The 20,877-nt window shown below is 60.1% G+C and carries 16 protein-coding genes; 7 read left to right on the top strand and 9 right to left on the bottom strand.

Features of this window, described 5'->3' with window-relative positions; genetic code table 11:
* The first annotated feature begins 50 nt into the window (after window positions 1-50).
* Window positions 51-641, top strand: a complete 591-nt coding sequence (yfbR, locus tag LRL22_RS19915) for a 5'-deoxynucleotidase (protein ID WP_270906200.1) — start codon at window positions 51-53, stop codon at window positions 639-641.
* Between the two features lie 88 nt (window positions 642-729).
* Here the strand turns inward: yfbR and lolE are convergent, their stop codons facing one another.
* The 3 genes from lolE to LRL22_RS19900 form a co-directional block, all read right to left on the bottom strand.
* Window positions 730-1,971 (bottom strand): lipoprotein-releasing ABC transporter permease subunit LolE, encoded by a 1,242-nt coding sequence (gene lolE, locus LRL22_RS19910; RefSeq protein ID WP_005345089.1) that lies wholly within the window; start codon window positions 1,969-1,971, stop codon window positions 730-732.
* The gene (gene lolD / locus LRL22_RS19905; protein WP_005336988.1) at window positions 1,971-2,669 is read right to left on the bottom strand and encodes a lipoprotein-releasing ABC transporter ATP-binding protein LolD; all 699 of its coding nucleotides are present in this window, start codon (window positions 2,667-2,669) and stop codon (window positions 1,971-1,973) included. The genes lolE and lolD overlap by 1 nt, the downstream gene beginning before the upstream one ends.
* A gap of 88 nt (window positions 2,670-2,757) precedes the next feature.
* Entirely contained in the window at window positions 2,758-3,993 is a 1,236-nt protein-coding gene (locus LRL22_RS19900) for a lipoprotein-releasing ABC transporter permease subunit (RefSeq protein ID WP_270906199.1), read from the bottom strand.
* Between the two features lie 76 nt (window positions 3,994-4,069).
* Between LRL22_RS19900 and LRL22_RS19895 the strand changes: the two genes are divergently transcribed.
* On the top strand, window positions 4,070-4,645 hold the full coding sequence (locus tag LRL22_RS19895; protein WP_270906198.1) for a PilZ domain-containing protein: 576 nt from the start codon (window positions 4,070-4,072) through the stop codon (window positions 4,643-4,645).
* A gap of 56 nt (window positions 4,646-4,701) precedes the next feature.
* Window positions 4,702-8,169 carry a transcription-repair coupling factor gene (gene mfd, locus LRL22_RS19890; RefSeq protein ID WP_270906201.1) on the top strand — a complete coding sequence of 1,156 codons (3,468 nt, stop codon included), beginning with the start codon at window positions 4,702-4,704 and terminating at the stop codon, window positions 8,167-8,169.
* A 100-nt stretch (window positions 8,170-8,269) separates the two neighbouring features.
* On the opposite strand, the gene fbp is transcribed toward mfd, so the two are convergent.
* Window positions 8,270-9,304, bottom strand: coding sequence for a class 1 fructose-bisphosphatase (gene fbp, locus LRL22_RS19885; protein ID WP_005336993.1), 1,035 nt, complete (start codon window positions 9,302-9,304; stop codon window positions 8,270-8,272).
* A 382-nt stretch (window positions 9,305-9,686) separates the two neighbouring features.
* Between fbp and LRL22_RS19880 the strand changes: the two genes are divergently transcribed.
* Window positions 9,687-11,303: a peptide ABC transporter substrate-binding protein gene (locus LRL22_RS19880; protein ID WP_124929635.1), complete on the top strand. Its 1,617-nt coding sequence runs from the start codon at window positions 9,687-9,689 to the stop codon at window positions 11,301-11,303.
* A gap of 103 nt (window positions 11,304-11,406) precedes the next feature.
* On the opposite strand, the gene LRL22_RS19875 is transcribed toward LRL22_RS19880, so the two are convergent.
* The 3 genes from LRL22_RS19875 to sixA all read right to left on the bottom strand — a co-directional run bounded on the left by LRL22_RS19875 (window position 11,407) and on the right by sixA (window position 13,296).
* Window positions 11,407-12,324 carry a DMT family transporter gene (locus LRL22_RS19875; RefSeq protein ID WP_270906197.1) on the bottom strand — a complete coding sequence of 306 codons (918 nt, stop codon included), beginning with the start codon at window positions 12,322-12,324 and terminating at the stop codon, window positions 11,407-11,409.
* A 164-nt stretch (window positions 12,325-12,488) separates the two neighbouring features.
* A complete protein-coding gene (locus LRL22_RS19870; protein WP_005336998.1) occupies window positions 12,489-12,695 on the bottom strand; it encodes a DUF1107 domain-containing protein in 207 nt (68 codons plus the stop codon).
* Between the two features lie 133 nt (window positions 12,696-12,828).
* Window positions 12,829-13,296: a phosphohistidine phosphatase SixA gene (gene sixA / locus LRL22_RS19865; protein ID WP_005351311.1), complete on the bottom strand. Its 468-nt coding sequence runs from the start codon at window positions 13,294-13,296 to the stop codon at window positions 12,829-12,831.
* A gap of 162 nt (window positions 13,297-13,458) precedes the next feature.
* Here sixA and LRL22_RS19860 point away from each other — a divergent pair, with 162 nt between their 5' ends.
* Window positions 13,459-16,245: an insulinase family protein gene (locus LRL22_RS19860; protein ID WP_270906196.1), complete on the top strand. Its 2,787-nt coding sequence runs from the start codon at window positions 13,459-13,461 to the stop codon at window positions 16,243-16,245.
* A gap of 336 nt (window positions 16,246-16,581) precedes the next feature.
* Here LRL22_RS19860 and LRL22_RS19855 read toward each other — a convergent pair whose 3' ends face one another.
* Both LRL22_RS19855 and LRL22_RS19850 read right to left on the bottom strand, forming a co-directional pair.
* On the bottom strand, window positions 16,582-17,229 hold the full coding sequence (locus LRL22_RS19855; RefSeq protein ID WP_005337003.1) for a thiopurine S-methyltransferase: 648 nt from the start codon (window positions 17,227-17,229) through the stop codon (window positions 16,582-16,584).
* 286 nt (window positions 17,230-17,515) lie between these two features.
* Window positions 17,516-18,886 carry a leucine-rich repeat-containing protein kinase family protein gene (locus tag LRL22_RS19850; protein ID WP_270906195.1) on the bottom strand — a complete coding sequence of 457 codons (1,371 nt, stop codon included), beginning with the start codon at window positions 18,884-18,886 and terminating at the stop codon, window positions 17,516-17,518.
* 322 nt (window positions 18,887-19,208) lie between these two features.
* Here LRL22_RS19850 and LRL22_RS19845 point away from each other — a divergent pair, with 322 nt between their 5' ends.
* Both LRL22_RS19845 and LRL22_RS19840 read left to right on the top strand, forming a co-directional pair.
* Complete coding sequence (locus LRL22_RS19845; RefSeq protein ID WP_270906194.1) at window positions 19,209-19,973, top strand: SDR family oxidoreductase; 765 nt, start codon at window positions 19,209-19,211, stop codon at window positions 19,971-19,973.
* A 51-nt stretch (window positions 19,974-20,024) separates the two neighbouring features.
* A complete protein-coding gene (locus LRL22_RS19840) occupies window positions 20,025-20,852 on the top strand; it encodes a bifunctional transcriptional activator/DNA repair enzyme AdaA (RefSeq protein WP_270906193.1) in 828 nt (275 codons plus the stop codon).
* Window positions 20,853-20,877: the final 25 nt, after the last annotated feature.

Here is a 20,877-nt window from a genome sequence, read left to right as displayed (position 1 = left end):
TAAAATGTGTAAACCTATTTAAGGACTAGACATCTTTTGTTGAGGCCGTCATGTTACCCAGCCACTTTTTCGCCAATCTCGCCCGCATGAAACTCATCTACCGCTGGCCCCTGATGCGCAACATCCAGCCGGAAAACATCGCCGAGCACAGCCTGCAGGTCGCCATGGTGGCCCATGCCCTCGGCATCATCAAAAACCGGCTGTTTGGCGGCAGCGTGAATGCCGACCGCGCCGCCGTGATGGCCCTCTACCACGACAGCAGTGAGGTGCTGACCGGCGATCTACCCACCCCGGTCAAATACTTCAATCCCGAGATCGCCCGCGAGTACAAGAAGATAGAACTGGCCGCCGAGCAGCGTCTGCTCGGCATGCTGCCGCCGGAACTGGTAGAGGATTTTCGCCCGCTGCTCGATTCGGCAGCCCAAGATGGCGAGCTGGCCAGGCTGGTCAAGGATGCCGATACCCTCTGCGCCTATACCAAGTGCCTCGAAGAGATTAATGCTGGCAATCGGGAGTTTGAACCGGCTCGCAAACGCCTCGAAGCGATGCTGGAAGCGCGGATGAGCGATGAGATGCGCTACTTTATCGACACCTTCGTGGCCAGCTTCTCCCTGCCGCTCGATGAGCTGAACACACACTAAGACAAGTCACTCGAGCTGAAAACAGAAGGGCCCGCCGGTTTGCACCGGCGGGCCCTTCGTTCTTTATCGTCTGATCAGATGTGGCGCATCAGTGACCCAGCTCGCGGGAGGGTACCAGACCGCTCGCCCGCCAGGCGGGATAGAGGGTCGCCACCAGACTCATCAGGATGGCGGCGCCCGTCACGATGAGCAGGTCCTGCATATGCAACTCGGTCGGCAAGAAGTCGATAAAGTAGATATCCGGATTGAGGAAGCGATGGCCGATGAGCTTTTCGACAACGCTCAGGATCTGGGTCAGCTTGCTCGAAAGCAGCCCGCCCAGCAGTGCACCGAGCAGCGCACCGGCCACGCCGTTGACCATGCCCTGAATGACGAAGGTAAGCCGGATCTGGCCGGGGCTCGCCCCCATGGTCTTCAGGATGGCGATCTCGCTGCGCTTCTCGTTCACCGCCATCACCAGAGTGGAGACGATGTTGAAACAGGCGACGGCCACCACCATCAGCATCACCACATACATGACGGTACGCACCATCTGGATGTCCTGATAGAGGTAGCCCTGGCTGTTCATCCAGCTGCGGATGTAAACATGATGAGGGAACTGCTGCGCCGCGGCTACGGTGATGGATTGCGCCTTGAGCACATCGCTCACCCGCAGGCTGAAGCCCTCCACATCGCTGCCCATGCCGGTGATCGCTTGCGCATCGGCCAGATGCATAAAGCCGAGCAGGCCGTCGAGCTGACCGCCGATCTCCAGCAGCCCCACCACAGTCAAGGCTTCGCGGCGGGGATTCTTGATCCCGGCCTGATCGCCCCCTTGCGGCAGCAGCAGGGCAACCGAGTCCCCCACCTTGACCCCCAGCTTGTCGGCGATGGTCTTACCCAAGATCACCCCACGTTCACCCGGTTGCAGCTCACGCAGGCCACGGCCCGTCATGTATTTGCCCGCATCCGACAGATTGGCTTCAAGATCGGGCAGCACGGCGCGCAGTTGCACCCCCTTGAGGGCAGAGCCATGCTCCAGCAGGCCATTGAGGCGAATGACCGGGGCTGCCGCCTCAACGCCCGGCTGAGCCAGCAGGTAGTCACGCAAACGTGGCCAATCTGGCAGCGGCCGCTCGACGGCGTCCAGTTCACCTTGCGGCACGACCGAGAGCACCCGATCTTTAAGCTCCCGCTCGAAACCGTTCATGGCGGAGAGGCCCAGGATCAGCGCCATCACCCCGAGGGCAATACCGATCAGGGAAGAGGCAGAGATAAAGGCGATAAACCCGTTGCGACGGCGGGAGCGGCTGTAACGCAGGCCCAGAAAGAGGGGCAGCGGTTTGAACATCAGGCAACCTCCGCCATCACGCCGCTCACCAGGGTCACCCGGCGATGGAGCTTGGCCGCCAAGCTCAGGTCGTGGGTCACCACCACAAACGCAGTGCCCAGTTCACGGTTCAGTTCACACAGCAATTCGTACACCGCGGTGGCACTGGCGTGATCCAGATTGCCGGTGGGTTCGTCCGCCAGCACCAGACTCGGTTCGTTGACCAGCGCTCGGGCGATCGCCACCCGCTGACGTTCGCCACCGGAGAGCTCGGAGGGACGGTGATTCAAGCGATGGGAGAGCCCCACCCGCCCCAGCATCTTGGTTGCCTTTTCGGTGGCAACCGCCACCGACTCACCGGCGATCAGCAGCGGCATGGCCGCATTTTCCAGCGCACTGAACTCGGAGAGCAGGTGGTGGAACTGATAGACAAAGCCCAGTTCGCGGTTGCGAAAACGGGCCTGGGTACGGCTGTCCCAGTGGTGAATATCTTCCCCCTTGAACAGCACGGCGCCACTGGAGGGGTTGTCCAGCGCCCCCATCAGATGCAGCAGAGTGGTCTTGCCGGAGCCGGAGCTCCCCACCACCGCCAGCATTTCACCGGGTGCGACGCAGAGATCGATCCCCTTGAGCACCTGAGTCTCCAGCTCCCCCTCTTTATAGACATGGTTGAGCGCCTGGCAGCGCAGCAGAGGTTCACGGGATACGGCTTCATTCATAACAGGGGCTCCACTTGCCTCGGTAACAACGCTGGCACCCGCAACTACGGGGGCACCAGTCACAACAGAAGATGCATTAATCACGGCATTACTCATAACGCAGCGCCTCGGCCGGTTTCACCCGCGCGGCGCGGGCCGCCGGATAGAGGGTGGCACTGAAGCTCAGCAACACGGCGCCCAGCAAGATGGTGATGACCTGAGCCGGCTCGACAATGACCGGCAGGCCACTGCCACCCGCCGCCATATAGAGGTTGAGCCCCACCGCATTGAGCAGATGGTTGAGACCCAAAGAGAGCGCAAGGCCCGCCAGTCCGCCAAACAGAGCGCCAATCACCCCGCTGGAGGCGCCGAGCACCATGAAGATTTTAACGATCCCTGATTCACTCATGCCCATGGTGCGCAGGATGGCCACTTCGCCCTCCTTGTCCGTCACCACCATCACCAGAGCGGAGAGGATGTTGAAAGTAGCGACGGCGATGATCAGCACCAGCATCAGCCCCATCATCCGTTTTTCCATGGCGACCGCCTGGAACAGCTCGCCCCGCTCGCGGCGCCAATCCTGCCACAGCAGCCCATCCGGCAACGGCGTCTTGATCACCTCGTCAGCGGCAAAGGGATCATCGAGCCAGAGGCGAATGCCACCGACGGTTTCTGGCGGCAGACGCAGCAGCCGCTGGGCATCCCCAAGCGCGATCAGCGCAATCTGGTTATCCACATCGGCGCCGACCCCGAAGATGCCGGAGACGGTAAAGAGGCGCTGGGCCGGTACCCGACCAAACGGAGTGAAGCGGGTCCCCTCGGTCAGGATCAGGCGAACCTGATCGCCGATGGAGACATTGAGACGACGTGCCACCCCCTGCCCCAGCACGATGCGGTAGTGGCCAGCCTGCAGGGTATCGAGGTGCCCCCCCAGCATCTGGGAGTGCAGGATGTCATCCTTGGGCCACTTTGCAGGGTCGATCCCCTGCACACTCACCCCGGTCAGCTGGCCGGGGCTTTGCAGCATTCCTTCGCTGTCGAGCATGGGGGCAGAGGCAACCACATGGGGTAATTTGGCCAGATCCGGCAACCCTTGCGGGTCTGCATCAATGCGGCCAGCCTGATTGGTCACCACCACATGGGGGATCACCCCGAGGATGCGCCCTTTGAGCTGCCCTTCGAAACCGTTCATCACCGAAATGACCACCATCAGGGCGGCAACCCCGATGGCGATGCCAAAGGTAGAGAACAGGGAGATAAATGAGACGAAGCGATTGCTGCGCTTCGAGCCTGCATAACGCAGGCCGATGGCCAGCGAAAGGGGCTGAAAAAGTCCGGTCTTCAAGGATATGTACGTTGCCAACAAAATAAGATACCGGATAATAAAGGGAAACCGTCCATGACAACAAGGGATAGCCTCCATGCAGGAACAGTTCTTCAGCGTTACTCATGCCATGCCGGTCAATGTGATCCCCATGCCGGCAGACTTCCATCTCCCTTCGCTCACGGAGCTGGACGCTGAGCTGCCGGAGCCTTTTCGCATCTCCTCGGCCATCACCTCCATCGACATGGTGACCAGCCGGCTGCTGCGCAATCAGAACGAATCGATGCACGATCTGGTCGAGATCGTCAATCAGCAGTCGCGCAAGATCGACATGATCATGGGCTATGTGCTCTCCATGCAGGATCACCCCGAGCAGCGCTTCCACACCCTGCGCTTTGGCGCTGGTGAGCTCACCTACCTGCACCCCTATCATGGCCACGGGGATGCGCCGCACCTGCACCAGATCGTCCGCCTCAAGATCTTCCTGCGGGAAGAGGCAGCCGCCATCTACTGCTATGGCCAGGTCAAACAGCTCGACGGCGGTGAACATGGCACCCATGTGCAGCTCGACTATGTGCGGATCCGCGAAGATGACCGTGAACTGCTGGTTCGAGCCAGCCTCCACGTGCAATCGAAGCAGCTCAAGCTGCGCGCCCAAGAACGTCAGCGCTAACCAGAGCGAACGTCAGCGATAGATAACGTCAACGTTAAAAGAATCGAACCATGCCAATGACACTCCCCGCCTTGCCCGCCAAAGCGGGCCAAAAGATCACGCTCGGCCAGCTGGTCGGCAGCAGCCTCTCGCTGATTGCAGCCCGTCTCACCAATGAAGCCAAGGGGCCGGTACTGCTTATCACCGCCGATACCCCGAGCGCCCTGCGCCTGGAGCAGGAGCTGCAGTATTTGCTGACAGACAAGCAGCTAGCCGATCAGTCCGCGCCAGTATTGCTGTTCCCCGATTGGGAGACCCTGCCCTACGACACCTTCTCCCCCCATCAGGACATCATCTCCCAGCGGCTCGAGACTCTCTACAAGCTGCCGCAGATGAGCAAGGGGGTGCTGATTGTCCCCATCTCCACCCTGATGCTGCGCTGCGCCCCCCGGGTCTATCTCGACAAATACAGCCTGATGGTGAAGGCCGGTCAGCGCCTCAACCTGCAACAGTTGCGCGGGCGCCTCGCCGAAGCGGGTTACGTGGCGGTGGATCAGGTGTTGGAACATGGCGAATTTGCCGCCCGCGGCTCCCTGCTCGATCTCTTCCCCATGGGCAGTAGCAGCCCCTATCGCATCGACTTCTTCGACGATGAAGTGGACTCCATCCGCCCATTCGATCCCGAGACCCAGCGCTCCAGCGAACCGGTCAAGACGGTCAGCCTGCTGCCCGCCCGGGAATACCCTACCGACGAGGCGGCCATCGAACTGTTTCGCGGCCAGTTCCGCGAGCAGTTCGAGCTGTCGCGGGCCGAGGGCTCCGTCTATCAGGAGGTAAGCAAGGGGCGCTGGCCCGCCGGCATCGAATACTATCTGCCGCTCTTCTTCAACCAGACCGCCAGCCTGTTTGACTACCTGCCGGAAGAGACCCTGCTGCTCACCGTGGGGGACATCTACCCCGCCGCCCAGCGTTTCTGGAACGATATCGGCCAGCGCTATGAAGACAGACGCTGGGACAACACTCGCCCCCTGCTACCCCCGGCCCAGCTCTATCTGCCGGTGGAGCAGCTCTTTGCCTCTCTGGGCCAATATGGCGCGGTGCGGCTGCAAGAGGCCGCCACCGCGGGCGATGCCGGTCAGCACGATCTGCCCATCGAGGCGCTGCCGGACCTGCAACTCGATCACAGCAATGAGCAACCCCTGCTGGCGCTTAACCAGTTCCTGCAAGGCTTTGCCGGGCGCACCCTGTTTGCGGTGGAATCCGAAGGGCGACGGGAGGTACTCGGCGATCTGCTGGCGCGTATCTCACTGCAACCCAAGGAATTCCCCTCTCTCGACGCCTTTATGGCGAGCCCGGATCGACACGGCCTGCTGGTGGCACCGCTTGAGCGTGGCTTCCTGTGGCAGGAGGCAGGTCAGGATCCACTGGCGCTGATCACCGAGACCGAGCTGCTGGGCGGCAAAGTGCGCAGCAAGCGGGCGCGGGAGAAGAGCAAAAACTTAAGCTCCGATGCGGTGATCAGAAACCTGGGCGAGCTGACCCAGGGTCAGCCGGTGGTCCATCTGGATCACGGGGTCGGCCGCTATCTGGGGCTCGAAACCATCGACGCCGGTGGTCTGCCCACCGAGTTTTTGACCCTCGAATATGCCGGCGGCGACAAGCTGTTCGTGCCGGTCACCAGTTTGCACCTTATCAGCCGCTACACCGGTTCTGATAACCCGCCCAGCCACAAGCTCGGCGGCGAAGCCTGGAGCAAGGCGCGGCGCAAGGCGGCGGAGAAGGTGCGCGACGTGGCAGCCGAGTTGCTGGATGTCTACGCTCATCGCGCCGCTCGCGACGGTTTTGCCTTCAAGCACGACAAAGAGGCCTATCGCCAGTTTGCCGCCAGCTTCCCGTTCGAGGAGACCGAGGATCAACTCAACGCCATCAATGCGGTGCTGGGGGACATGTGTCAGGCCAAGAGCATGGATCGGCTGGTGTGTGGCGATGTGGGTTTCGGCAAGACCGAAGTGGCGATGCGGGCGGCGTTTGTGGCCGTGCACGGCGGCAAGCAGGTTGCCGTGCTGGTGCCCACCACCCTGCTGGCGCAACAGCACTACGACAACTTCCGCGATCGCTTTGCCAACTGGCCGGTGCGGGTCGAGGTGCTGAGCCGCTTCCGTTCCGCCAAGGAGCAGAGCGCTGTGATGAAGGAATTGGCCGAAGGCAAGGTGGATATCATCATCGGCACCCACAAGCTGCTCGGCTCCGAGCTCACTTTCAAGGATCTGGGGCTGCTCATCGTCGATGAAGAGCACAGATTCGGGGTGCGCCAGAAGGAGAAGATCAAGGCGCTGCGGGCCGATGTGGATATCCTCACCCTCACCGCCACCCCTATTCCGCGCACCCTCAATATGGCGATGTCCGGCATGCGGGATCTCTCCATCATCGCGACTCCACCCGCCAAGCGACTCGCCATCAAGACCTTTGTCCGCCAGCACGAACCGGCGGTGGTGCGCGAGGCGGTGCTGCGTGAACTCAAACGTGGCGGCCAGGTCTACTACCTGCACAACGACGTCGAGAGCATCGAGAAGTGCGCCGCCGACCTGGCGGAGCTGGTACCCGAGGCCCGCATCGGCATCGCCCACGGCCAGATGCGCGAGCGCGACCTTGAGCGGATCATGTCCGACTTCTACCATCAGCGCTTCAACCTCTTGGTCTGCACCACCATCATCGAGACCGGCATCGACGTACCGAGCGCCAACACCATCATCATGGATCGGGCGGATCATCTCGGTCTGGCCCAGCTGCACCAGCTGCGGGGCCGGGTTGGCCGCTCCCACCATCAGGCCTATGCCTACCTGCTCACCCCCCATCCCAAGCTGATGACCAAGGATGCGGCCAAGCGGCTGGAGGCGATCGCGTCGCTTGAAGATCTCGGCGCCGGTTTTGCGCTGGCCACCCACGATCTGGAGATCCGTGGCGCGGGCGAACTGCTTGGCGATGATCAGAGCGGCCAGATCGAATCGGTCGGCTTCACCCTCTACATGGAGATGCTGGAGCAGGCGGTCGAGGCGCTGAAATCGGGCAAGGAGCCATCGCTCGAGCAGCTGATGAGCCAGCACACCGAGGTGGAGCTGCGCCTGCCGGCACTGCTGCCGGATGACTATATTCCGGACGTCAATATGCGCCTCTCCATGTACAAACGGATCGCCAGTGCGGCGGACGAGCAGGAGCTGCGCGAGCTGAAAGTGGAGCTGATCGACCGCTTTGGCCTCTTGCCGGAGGCGACCAAAACCCTGCTGGAGCTGGCCGCCTTCCGCCAGCGTGCCACCGCCCTTGGCATTCGCCGGGTGGAGATGAGCGAGCGCGGTGGCTATCTCGACTTCACCCAGGAGACCAAGGTCAATCCGGCCTATCTGGTCAAGCTGCTCTCCAGCCAGCCACGGGTCTACAAGATGGACGGGCCGACCCGGCTGCGCTTCCAGGTGCCGACCCAGGATCGCGCCATGCGCCTGACACTGGTGGATGGTTTGCTGGCTGATCTGGCCAACAACAGCCTGTGAGTCTCTGCAACGCTGGCGGCAAGCCAGAGAGATAATGCCAACTAAAACGGGAGCCATATCGGCTCCCGTTTTTTATTTGCTATCTGACTACTGCGTACGTTCAGCCCTGGTTGGCTGGATCCTCATGGGCGGAAAATTCCCGCATAAAGGCTTCGGCGCGCTCCACCATCTTGGTCGAGCCAACAAAGTAAGGGGTACGCTGGTGCAGCGCGGTGGGCTGGATATCCATGATGCGGCCAAAGCCGTCGGAGGCCTTGCCACCAGCCTGCTCCACCAGAAACGCCATCGGGTTGCACTCATAGAGCAGGCGCAGCTTGCCGTTCGGCGAGTTGGTGCCGGACGGATAGATGTAGATGCCGCCCTTGAGCAGGTTGCGATGGAAATCGGAAACCAGGGAGCCGATATAACGAGAGGTGTAAGGTCTGTGGGTCGCCTCGTCGCGCTCCTGGCAATATTTCAGGTACTTCTTCACCCCATCCGGAAACTTGATGTAGTTGCCCTCGTTGATGGAGTAGATCTTGCCCTCTTCCGGAATGCGGATGTTCTCGTGGGAGAGGCAGAAGCAACCGATGGAGGGGTCGTAGGTAAAGCCGTTGACGCCAAAGCCGGTAGTGTAGACCAGCATGGTGGAGGAGCCGTAGACCACATAACCGGCGGCGACCTGACGGTTGCCCGGTTGCAGGAAGTCCTCCAGGGTCACCGGCGAACCCTGCGGGCTCAAACGGCGGTAGATGGAGAAGATGGTTCCGACCGAGACGTTGACGTCGATATTGGAGGAGCCATCGAGCGGGTCGATCAGCACCACATACTTGGAGTTTTTGGAGAGTGGCGAGTCAAAGGCCACGAAGTCCTCTTCCTCTTCCGAGGCCATGCCGCACACCTCGCCGCGCGCTTCCAGCGCCGCCTTGAAGCGTTCGTTGGCATAAACATCCAGCTTCTGCTGCACCTCGCCCTGTACGTTTTCAGCGCCCATGGAACCGATGATATCCGCCAGTCCCGCCTTGTTGATCTCCCGGTTCACCACCTTGGCAGCAAGGCGGATCGAGCTGAGCAACGAGGTCAGCTCGCCGGTCGCGGTAGGATAATCCGCCTGCTTTTTGACGATGAACTCACCCATGGTGATCATGTTTCGCATTTTTGTTCCTTTAGATCGCATCCGTTGGCATTGAAAACGTTTGCAGGCGTCAGCAAAAAAAATGCCGATCACCGGCGGCCTTGATTTGTAACCTAATGTAACGTCTGTTTTTTGTTTTTGCAGCGAATTAAGCGGCCTATTAAATAGGCTATTTCGCCTCACGTTATGGTAAAAGACGCTTTTTATTCGGTTTCAATCGATAACTTCCGGACCCTTAATTCGTGGCAATAACCTGCGACAAGCCATGAGCTGACTGGCCTTGGACCATTAAAAATGGAGTCTGATGGGCCTGCCGATCCCTCAGCCATTGCCTCTTGAGATCCGATCGCCAATCCAGCACACTGATTTCGCTTTGGAAGCAAATAAAACTCAAGGATTATCAATGAACAAGACTCTCATTGCCGGCATGGTAGCCGGACTGTTTGCCCTTCCCGCCTGGGCTGCCCAGGTGCCTGCCGGTACCAAGCTGCTGCCGGATGCCCAACAAATCTACGTGACCAATATCGGCACCGAACCCACCACCATCGACCCCCAGCTGGTAGAAGAGACCGCCGGTAGTGCCATCGTCAACGATCTGTTTGAAGGGCTCTATGAGCTGGATAATACCGGCAAGATCAAACCAGCAGGCGCCGTCAGCTACGAGGTCGACAAGACAGGTACCGTCTACACCTTCAAGCTGAGGCCCGAGGCCAAGTGGTCAAACGGTGAACCGGTCACCGCCGCTGATTATGTCTACGGCTGGCAACGGGCGGCCGATCCCAAGACGGCCTCCAACTACGCCTGGTTTATCGAGTTGACCGGAGTGGTCAATGCAAGCGAGGTGACCCAGGGCAAGAAGAGCCCGTCAGAGCTCGGGATCAAGGCGCTCGATGACCACACCCTGCAGGTCACCCTGAAAAATCCGGTCCCCTTCTTCCTGAAGACGCTGGCCCACTACACCACGTTCCCGGCCCCCAAGGCCACCATTGAAAAATTCGGCAAGGATTGGGTCAAACCGGGCAATATCGTCTCCAACGGTGCCTTTGTACTCAAGGAGTGGACTCCCAACGAGCGGCTGAGTGCCGAGCGCAATACCCACTACTGGAACAACCAGCACACCGTCCTGAACAAGGTGATCTATCTGGAGATCGTCTCCGAAACCGCCGCCTACAACCGCTATCGCACCGGTGAACTGCACTACACCACTTATCCGCTGGAGCAGTACAAGCAGCTCAAGAGCAAGAGCCCGGAAGAACTGGTCAGCGTCCCCACACTGGCCAGCTATTACTATGTCTTCAATACCCAGCGCAAACCGTTCGATGACCCGAAAGTACGCAAGGCGCTCTCGCTCGCCATCGACCGGGAGACCATCACCGACAAGATCCTGGGACAGGGACAAATTGCCGCATATAGCTTCACGCCCCCCATTGTGGACGGTTTTGAATTGAAAAAACCGGCCAGCCAACTGCAGAGCAAAGAAGAGCGGATCAAGCAAGCCAAAGCCCTGTTAGCCGAAGCGGGATATGGCCCGGACAAGCCACTCACAGTGGACATTCTCTACAACACCAACGAGAGCCACAAAAAGATTGCGCTGGCCGTCTCCTCCATGTGGAAACACAACCTGGGGGTCACCGCCACCCTCAACAACATGGAGTGGAAGACCATGGTCTCGGCACTCAACGAGGGGGATTTTGGCGTTAGCCGCTATGGCTGGAACGGGGATTATAACGATGCCTCCACCTTCCTCGACATAATGACCTCCAGCAGCAGTGCCAACAGCGGCAAGTGGTTCAACAAGGAGTATGACGCCCTGCTGGCCAAGGCCCACGACTCGCTGGATCCCGCTGAACGCAATGCCCTGTATCAACAGGCAGAGGCGCTCATTGATGCGGATGCCCCCATCGCCCCTATCTATTTCTCGGTCAAATCCAGGTTGCTCAAGCCTTTCGTGAAAGGCTACCCCCACCTTAACCCGCAGGATGTGGTCTACAGCAAGGAGCTCTATCTGGTTGCCCAGTAACCAGCTAGGAAGATGTAACCATAAAAAAGCGCCTGCATTGCTGCAGGCGCTTTTCATTGGCGGCCAAGCGGGCCATTGGGCCCACTTACACTTTCACGCAAGATTACTCTTCGGGACAGGGTGCCAGCACCACCCGGCGACGACCCATCACCACCGGACGCACCAGCAGCTGTGCCAGCAAGACACCCAGCAGGGTCAGACCGCCCCCGATCAGGTGATAGCTGGTCAACCGCTCACCCAGCAGGGTGATGGCAAGGCCAGCCGTCATCACCGGCAGCAGGTTCATAAAGATGGCGGTACGGTTGGCGCCGAGCAGGGCGATACCCTGCATCCAGAGCCAGGGCGAGAGCGCCGAGGTGGGGATACCGGCATAGAGGATAAGCCACAGGGCCCGACCATCCGGCCACTGGCCATCCACCAGAAAAAAGAAGGGGGTCAGGATCACCACACTGCAGATCACCTGACCGTAGAGCAGCGACCAGTTGTCGAGCCCCAGATCCCACTTCTTGAGCAGCACGCTGTAAAGGGCATAAGTACCCGCCGAAATCAGCATATAGACAGAGCCGATATGAATGCCTTGGGTAAACAGCCGGGTCGGGTCCCCCTGCCCCAGCAAGATAGACAAGCCAAGGATGGAAAGCAGCGCCCCCAGCACAGAGCCCCAGGTGGGCCGCTCGCGCAGCAGCCAGATGCTGAACAACACGGTCAGCAGCGGCGTCAGACCCATCATCAACCCCATCTCGGTGGCACCCAGCGTTTGCGCCGCGTAGTAACCAAAAGTCTGGTTAAGCACCATGCCCAGCGAAGCCAGCATGGAGATCTGCCAAAGGCCAGCGCGCAGGCGGACACGCGCACGCCATACCCGACGGGCCAGAAACGGGCTTAATACCAGCGCAGCCACCACCCAGCGCGACCAGGCCAAGGCTGCAGGAGACAAAACACCAACCGCCAGTTTACTGACGATGCCATTGCCAGCCCAAATGGCAATGCAGGAGAAGGGAAACAGAAAGGCAAGGGGCATGAGAGGAGCCAGACCGAAGAGACAACAGCGGGCCAGTATAGGGGGCGATGGGAGAGAAACAAAGGTGTGGGCCTGAACAGCCACATGGTGAACGCCAGTCGCCAGAAACAAATATGCCCGCAAAAGTGCGGGCATATCAGTGCAGAAACAGGTTCAGAAGCGCATCACGCGGCATCCATGTGCAGTCTGGAGATCAGCTCGTTGACCTCGGTGACTGTCTGGCGGTGGGGAATATCCGCCGGATTCGGCATCAGCAACAAACCGGATTGGAAATCAAACCGTCCCCGACCATGGATGTAAATCCGACCTTTAAAGAAGGTTTTGACATGCTTTGCCACCATCAGTGGCAGGTACTTCTTGAACACTCTCATCGTTTGCAACCTCTTGCAGTTGTATCCGTATGACAGCAGCTTCTGCGAATTAATTCCGTAAAATATTTATAAAAATCCGGAAAACTCGCCCATCTCTTCCCAAAAAATTCAATCTATAACTTTTTATTAACTTTTAGCCTATTGTATGCGGCCCTTCGAGCCAGAGCAAGGCTCCTTTGCCATCGTGCCACTCGATACAAGCGATCCCCGAGGTGGCGAACATGGGTGCTCCTGCTGCCGGGCAGAGGCTTTGCACCAGATAACCCACCAGCGGCAGATGGCTGACCATCAGGATCTGGTCATGTTGCTGCGCCAAAGTGGTGAGGTAGCTGGCCACGAAAGCGGGATCACCGTACGGGGTAATGTCGCCACTCTCTTCAACGGCTGCTGCGTCAGGTAATTCACTGCATATGGCTTGCCAGGTCTGGCGTGCCCGCAGATAGTTGCTGTGGATCACCCGATCCAGCGGGCCAATCAGCTGAGGCGCCAGCCAGCGGGCCATCTGGATAGACTCTTCAATACCCTGCTCGGTCAATGGACGCTGTTCATCTGTTTTCGCATTCATGCCAGCCTGGCCATGACGCATGATATAGATCTTCATTACAACCTCGCCCAACGGGCCTGTTTTGATAGCCGGGGGATCTTACCCCGCCACGGGTGTGGAAACAATTGCGCTACCTCTCAGAAAAGGGTTTGCCTGACGGGATAGCGGGGTCGATAATCATGTTTAAATTCAAATAAATCCAACGTGAGTCACACGCCAATGAGCCCATATGCCAGTCCCAATGACCATCGGCAATACCATTTTCTGGAGCTGGCCAACCGGCTCAGGGTCTTGTTGATTTGTGATCCCGACACAGACAAATCTGCCGCCTCGCTGGCGGTCAATACCGGCCATTTTGACGATCCCGCCGACCGGCAGGGAATGGCCCATTTTCTGGAGCACATGCTGTTTCTCGGCACCTGCACCTACCCCAAACCTGGTGAGTACCAGCAATTTATGAGCCGTCATGGCGGCAGCAACAACGCCTGGACCGGCACCGAGTTCACCAACTTCTTCTTCGAGATCGACAACGGCTTCTTCGAAGCGGGGCTGGATCGCTTCTCCCAGTTCTTTATCTGCCCCACCTTTGATCCGGAGTGGGTGGACAAGGAGCGCAACGCGGTCGACTCCGAGTATCGCCTCAAGCTGCAGGACGACATGCGCCGCAGCTATCAGGTGCATAAAGAGACGGTCAACCCGGCGCACCCCTTCTCCAAATTCTCTGTGGGCAACCTCGATACCCTGGCCGATCTGCCGGGACGGGATCTGCGCTCCGACCTTATCCGTTTTTACGAAAGCCACTACAGCGCGGATCGCATGGCGCTGGTGATGATCTCGCCGGAATCCATCGATACCCAGTTGCAGTGGTGCTGTCGCTACTTTGCTCCCATTTTGAATCGCAATTTGGGAACCCCGACCCTCACCATGCCGCTCTACCGACTCGACGATCTCGGCGTGCGCATCCACATCAATCCGGTCAAGGAGACCCGCAAGCTGTCGCTCTGCTTCCCCCTGCCCAATGTGGACGAGTTTTACGACAAAAAGCCCCTCACCTTCCTGAGCCATCTGATTGGCTACGAGGGGGATGGCAGCCTGCTCTCCCTGCTCAAGGCGAAAGGCTGGGTCAATCAGCTCTCGGCGGGCGGTGGCATAAGCGGCGCCAACTTCAAGGATTTTGGCGTCAACTTCGGCCTCACACCTCTGGGCCTTGAGCATGTGGACGACATCCTCGCCGCCCTGTTTGGCTATCTGAAACTGATTGGCCGCGAAGGGCTGCAGAGCTGGCGCTACGACGAAAAACGGACCGTGCTCGAATCGGCGTTCCGTTTTCAGGAGCGCGGCCGCCCCCTCGATACGGTGTCGGGGCTGGTGCTCAACCTCTTTAGCTACAAACCTGAGGATCTGCTCTACGGCGACTACATGATGCGCAAATATGACGAGGGGCTGATCCGCCGCTTCCTCGCCAAGCTCACCCCGCACAACCTGCGTATCACCATCACTGCGCCGGAAGTGGCAACCGATCGGCTGGCCCGCTGGTATCAGACCCCCTACAGCGTGGCAACCATTACCGAGGCCGAGAAAATTCGCTGGCAGCAGAGCGAACCGGATCCGGCGCTGGCGCTACCCAAGCCCAACCCCTTTATCAGCAGTAGGCTCGATCCGCGCACGCCAGAGCTTGCCGCCGATATGCCCGCCTGCCTTATCGATCGCCCCGGTTTTCGCCTCTGGCACCTTCATGAGCACCTGTTCAGCGTGCCCAAGGGCAATCTCTATATCTCCATCGACAGCGAACATGCGGTCAAAAATCCGCGCAATATCGCCATGGCGCGCCTCGCCGTGGAGCTGTTGGCCGACCACCTCAACGCCCTCACCTATCCGGCGGAGCTGGCGGGGCTGGGCTATCAGATCTATGCCCATCAGGGGGGCTTTACCATCAACCTGAGCGGTTTTGCCGACAAGCAGCCGCTGTTGCTCGACATGATCCTCGGCAACCGCACCCTGGGGTATCCGGATCCGGGCCGCTTCGCCGAGATCAAGGAGCAGCTCATCCGCAACTGGGACAACCAGTCCAAGGCGCGCCCCATCTCCCAGCTCTTTAACCAGCTCACCAGTTTGCTGCAACCGAACAACCCGCCGTTCGAGCAGTTGCTGCGCCACCTGCGCACCGTCGAGCTGGAGGAGATGCCCGGCTTCGTGGCCCAGCTGTTTGGCGAGGTGCATGTCGAGGCGCTGGTGCATGGCGACTGGACTGCCGCCGAAGCGCTGGAGCTGGCCGCCCTGATGGAGCGTCACCTGAGCGACATCAATGGCACCAGCAGCAAGCCGAGCGGCGAGACCCGCCGCCCGCTCATCTCCATTCAGGACAGGGGCACCCTTATTCGCGAACAGGGTTGCGATCACGAAGACTCGGCGCTCCTAGTCTACTACCAGTCCCGCACCACCCGGGCGCGAGATCTCGCCTGCTTTACCCTGGCGAACCACATCATGTCCTCCACCTTCTTCCACGAGCTGCGCACCCGCCAGCAACTGGGGTATGTGGTGGGCGCTGGCAACCTGCCCCTCAATCGCCACCCGGGGCTGATCTTCTATATCCAGTCGCCGGTGGCGGGACCGCAGATCCTGCTCGATGCGGTGGAGGAGTTTATCGACCTCTTCCCACTGGCCATGCTCGAATTCACCGAACAGCAGTGGCAGGAGAGCAAGGCGGGGCTGCAAGCCCAGCTGAGCGAGCGGGATGCCAATCTGCGCAGTCGCGGCCAGCGGCTGTGGGTCAGCATCGGCAACAAGGATCTGGGGTTCGATCAGCGGGAGCGGGTCTGCGACGAGGTGGGCAAGTTGAGCCGCGCCGATCTGGTGCGCTTTATCACCCAACTGCGTTCGCGCACCTCCGATCGGCTGATCCTCTGCAGCTATGGTCAGGGGCACGAACATGACGAGCGGATCACCGGCCAGTTTATCGACGATCCACGGGCATTTCGGCTCAATGCCGCCACCTTCGAAGCCTGATCAGGCCTCGACATCCCCCGTTTTTCCTTCCCACGGCAAATCGCAGGCAATAAAAAGCCGACCCATCAGGGTCGGCTGGAAAAACCATAACAATTGCGACCAAAGCCGCCAAAAGTGAACATGAGCGTGAAAATCAGACACTGAGTTGCTGATCAGCAAGCGGGAAAGACCCGATACTCGCTTTGCAATGCCAACAGTGATTGAGAAACAGCCTCATATTAGGCACTCCCCCCGCCAATCACGTTGATCTACGTCAAAGGAGGTAGCGAAGAGCGCGTAGCCTGATGATTTGTCGGCGCAGATCACTCTTTGGCTTGGCCGCCCGTTAGCTGCCCGTTAACCTCGGCGAACCAGCCGGTAGGCCACCTCATCGAAGTAGGAGAGCTGGCCCGACAACACCCGCGGGTGATCCACCTCGGCGGCGCGCCCCAGCACCTCGATACGAAAGTCCCGTTCGAACAGCGCTCGCACCTCCATCTCACCCACCGAGAAGGGGGGCTGACTCTGCTGCTCCGGCTGATATTCGAGGGTCACCAGCAGGATCTGGCCACCGGTCTCGACCAGCGAACTGATCAGGGCTGCATACTGGCGGCGCATCGCGGTCGGCAGGGCGATCAGCGCCGCACGGTCATAGACCAGCCGGTAACGGCGACCCAGACTCGGGGCTGCGAAAAAATCCCCCTGAAAAATGCGCAGGCTGTCTACCTGATGGCACTGATAAGGGCCCACCTCGCTCACGGTCGCGGCGAGCTGGTTTTCACTGAAGAACTGGCTGACGGCAAGGCTCGATAGCTCGAAACCGTCGACCGGATGGCCCTGAGCGCTCAGCCAGAGCATGTCGCGGGACTTGCCGCACAGGGGAACCAGCACCGGCTCGTCCGCTTGCTGGGCTGACCACCAGGATTGCAGCCAGTGGTTGAAGTCCGCCTGATGAAAGCCAATCCGGTTCTCTTCCCAACGCTGATGCCAAAACGCAGCTTCCATCGTTATTACCCTTCTGTACTAAAGATGCCTCAATATCACAACTTAACCGGCACCGCGCAACCCTCTGTCCTCCCCTTTTTGCCGCACAGCCTCTGCGTGTTATCGGGCGAATGGCGTGACGTCCCCTTGCCGCGCGCCTCGCTGTCGCAATGATCGCAATTGGCTGCGTTTATAACGGGCAAAGCATACCAATCCATGCAAAAACGTCATGGGAGTATGGCAATGAATGAATCAATGAATGGAATGACATTGGCAGGCCAAAACGTGCCTGCCAACGCCAGAAAAATCACGACAGCGTGGCGCGAGCAGCCGCCAGCTGAAGCTCGATATAAGTAAAATCGGGACGATCGGCGGGGAGTTCCGAGAGGCAGGCCGCTTTGAGCTGATGCAACCCATCGAGCGGTGAGTCTTGCGTATCGCAATGGGCCAGCAGCTCCTCCAGCAGGCAACCAAAGGCGCGCACTTCCAGTCGCTCAAGGCCCACGGCCCGCTCGCGGTTGCTGCGCTCATACAAAGAGGCGGCACCAAAATCCCCCAGCAGGGCGTGAGCCGGCGCGTCAGGCCCGCGGGTAAACAGAATATTGTGGCCGTAGAGGTCCCCGTGCATGATGCCCGCGCGGTGTAGATGGCCCGCCACCGAGGCGATGCCGTGGGCCATCGCCAGCGCATCCGGCACACTCAGGCGCAACCCTGCGGGATAGACATCCCGGGTGCAGGAGTCCAGGCTCGGCGGCCCGGCCAGATTGGCAAAGGCCGGGTCGATCAGCTCCATTACCAGCGCCAGAATGCCGGAGGGGTGATCCGCCACCTTGCCTATCACCTTGATAAGGTTGGGATGACTGCCTGCTGCCAGCGACGCCGCCATCTCACAGCGAGGCAGTCCATCGCTGGTCACCGCCCCCTTGAACAGCTTGACCGCCACCTGACTGGCATCGGTTCTGCCGCTCGCCTGAGTCACTTCATCGGCAGGATTGCCCACAAGGGTGGCGCGATGGATAACGCCGGATGCTCCCTGCCCCAGCAGCTCGCCCAGCGCCAGCGTCTCCCAGGCAAGGGGAGCGACATGGGCATCATCGATGGCCCGCGCCTCCGCCCCTTCGCTAAAGGGGTTGCCGGAGTAGGCAAGCCAGGAAAGGCGCGGCAGCGAGAGCAGCCACTCGGGGAAGCGCTCGATGCGGTTGGCGGCGATACGCAGCAGCTCCAGCTTGCGGCAGTTGGCAAGGCTCGTCGGCAGCTCACGCAGGCGGTTGCCCGCCAGCATCAGCTTTTGCAGAGCGTCGCACTGGCCCAGCTCATCGGGCAACTGTTCCACCGCATTGTCGGTCAGGATCAGCCAGCGCAACCCCGCAGGCAGCGCCCTGGCCGAGACGGTAGCAATCCGGTTGGCCTTAAAGCCCACCATGGTGAGCGCCGGACAGCGCCCCAGCACCTCGGGCAGCTCGGTAAAGCGGTTCTCGGAGCAGAAGATGATGCGCAGTTTGCCAAACCCGGCCAGCTCGTCGGGGAGCGTGCTTAGCTGGTTGCCGGTCAAATCCAGCACCTCCAGCGTCTCTTTCAGGCTCAAAATCTCGAGGGGGAACTCCGTCAGGTTTTCACAAAGCTTCAGATGGCGGGCACCGCACAGTTCACCTGCGCGCAGCTGTTCCAGAGTATGCATAACCGTTTCTCAATCCTGATGATCTGCCTGATGGCACAGCGACCATCAACGCGCGCCGAACTCGGGTCCGGCGATTTTAAAGGGGGGCATTATAAAGAATTCGGGGCGCAGTTCTCCCCTTTTGTTGCCGCGAAGGCCTGTATCGACATGTAGCAAAACGACTTCGGAACAAAGAGAGCAAGATTCGGGTCGTTTCAGCGAGGAGTGGTTGCCATAGTGGGGGCCAAACCCAAGTCGGTTGGAACCTATTGGGGTTCTAATCTACTGCCAACCTTGTGCGCCTCTAAATCTGGCGCACAACACACTCAGCGAGGGAACTGCCATGTCATTACTGTCCAACAAGGTCGCCATCATCACCGGCGCCAGCTCCGGCATCGGTCGCGCCAGCGCCATCCTGTTTGCCCGGGAGGGAGCAAGTGTCGTCGTCGGCGCCCGCCGCCAGCCCGAGCTGGATCTGCTGGTGGAGGAGATCCGCCATGAGGGGGGCCAGGCGGTGAGTCTGGCGGGAGATGTGAAAAGCGAGAGTTACGCCCGCGATCTGGTGGAGCTCGCGCTAACCCGTTTCGGCGGGCTCGATATCGCCTTCAACAACGCCGGTACCACTGGCACGCCGGGCAGCGTAGAGCAGCTTGAGCTGACGCAGTGGCAAGAAACGCTGGATACCAATCTCACCAGCGCCTTTGTGGGGGCCAAGTACCAGATCCCCGCCATGCAGGCGCGCGGCGGCGGCTCGCTTATCTTTACCTCCACCTTTGTCGGCCATACCCTGGGGCTGCCCGGCATGGCGGCCTATGCGGCGAGCAAGGCGGGCCTCATCGGTCTGACCCGGGTGCTGGCTGCCGAGTATGGGGCACAAGGGATTCGGGTCAACGCCCTGCTGCCGGGGGGCACCGACACCCCCATAGGACGGGCTTTTGCCAATACGCCAGAGAGCCTCGCCTTTGTGCAGAATATACATGCCCTCAAACGGCTGGCCCAACCGGAGGAGATCGCCCGTTCGGCCCTCTATCTCGCGTCCGATGCATCCAGTTTTACCACCGGCATTGCCCTGCTGGCAGATGGTGGGGTATCAATTTGTCGCACATGACCTTGTCGCCCCCAACACCCTGCGACCGCAAACTTATCGTGAGAGCGCCTTATGTCTGATTACGCCCGCATCGCCGATGCCATCCGTTTTATCGCAAGTCAGGTGGAACGCCAGCCCACTCTGGACGAGATAGCGGCGCACGTTCACTTAAGTCCCTTTCACTTTCAGCGGCTGTTCAGCCGTTGGGCCGGAGTGACGCCCAAACGCTATCTGCAGGTGCTGACCCTGGAGCGGGCCAAGGCGCTGCTGCTGGAGTCGCGCCCGCTGCTTGAGGTGGCCGATACCCTGGGCCTTAGCAGCGGCTCGCGGCTCTACGATCACTTCGTGCAACTCGAAGCGGTGACGCCGGGCGAGTACAAACAGCGCGGGGCCGGGCTGGTTATCGATCACGGGGTGCACGACACCCCCTTCGGTCAAGCATTCGTCGCCCTGACACCACGGGGGGTGTGCAACTTCTCGTTTCTCGATGACAAGGCCCCAGAGGCGCCGCTGGCCGCCCTCGCCCAGCACTGGCCTGCGGCAACGTTGCAAGAAGCGCCATCACGCACCCAAGGGGTCATCAACACCATGTTCGATGGTAGCAAGGCGCCGGATCGCCCCATCTCCTTGCACGTGAGCGGCACCAACTTTCAGATCAGCGTCTGGCGGGCGCTGCTGCAGATCCCGCCCGCCAAGGTGGCGAGCTACGCCCAGGTGGCGAGCGCCGTCGGCAATCCCAAGGCCGCCCGCGCCGTGGGGTTGGCGGTGGGCGCCAACCCCGTCGCCTTGATGATCCCCTGCCACAGAGTCATTCAGCAAAACGGCAAACTCGGCGGCTATCACTGGGGCGAGACCCGTAAACAGGCGATACACGCCTGGGAAGCGGCGAGGTATGAGTAGATTCCCGATTCCACAATCAGCCCTT

Origin of the sequence: Aeromonas sp. PI_26 (genome assembly GCF_027854445.1) — a bacterium.
Taxonomy (GTDB): Bacteria; Pseudomonadota; Gammaproteobacteria; order Enterobacterales; family Aeromonadaceae; genus Aeromonas; species Aeromonas veronii.
This window is presented reverse-complemented; position numbering and strand designations above follow the sequence as displayed.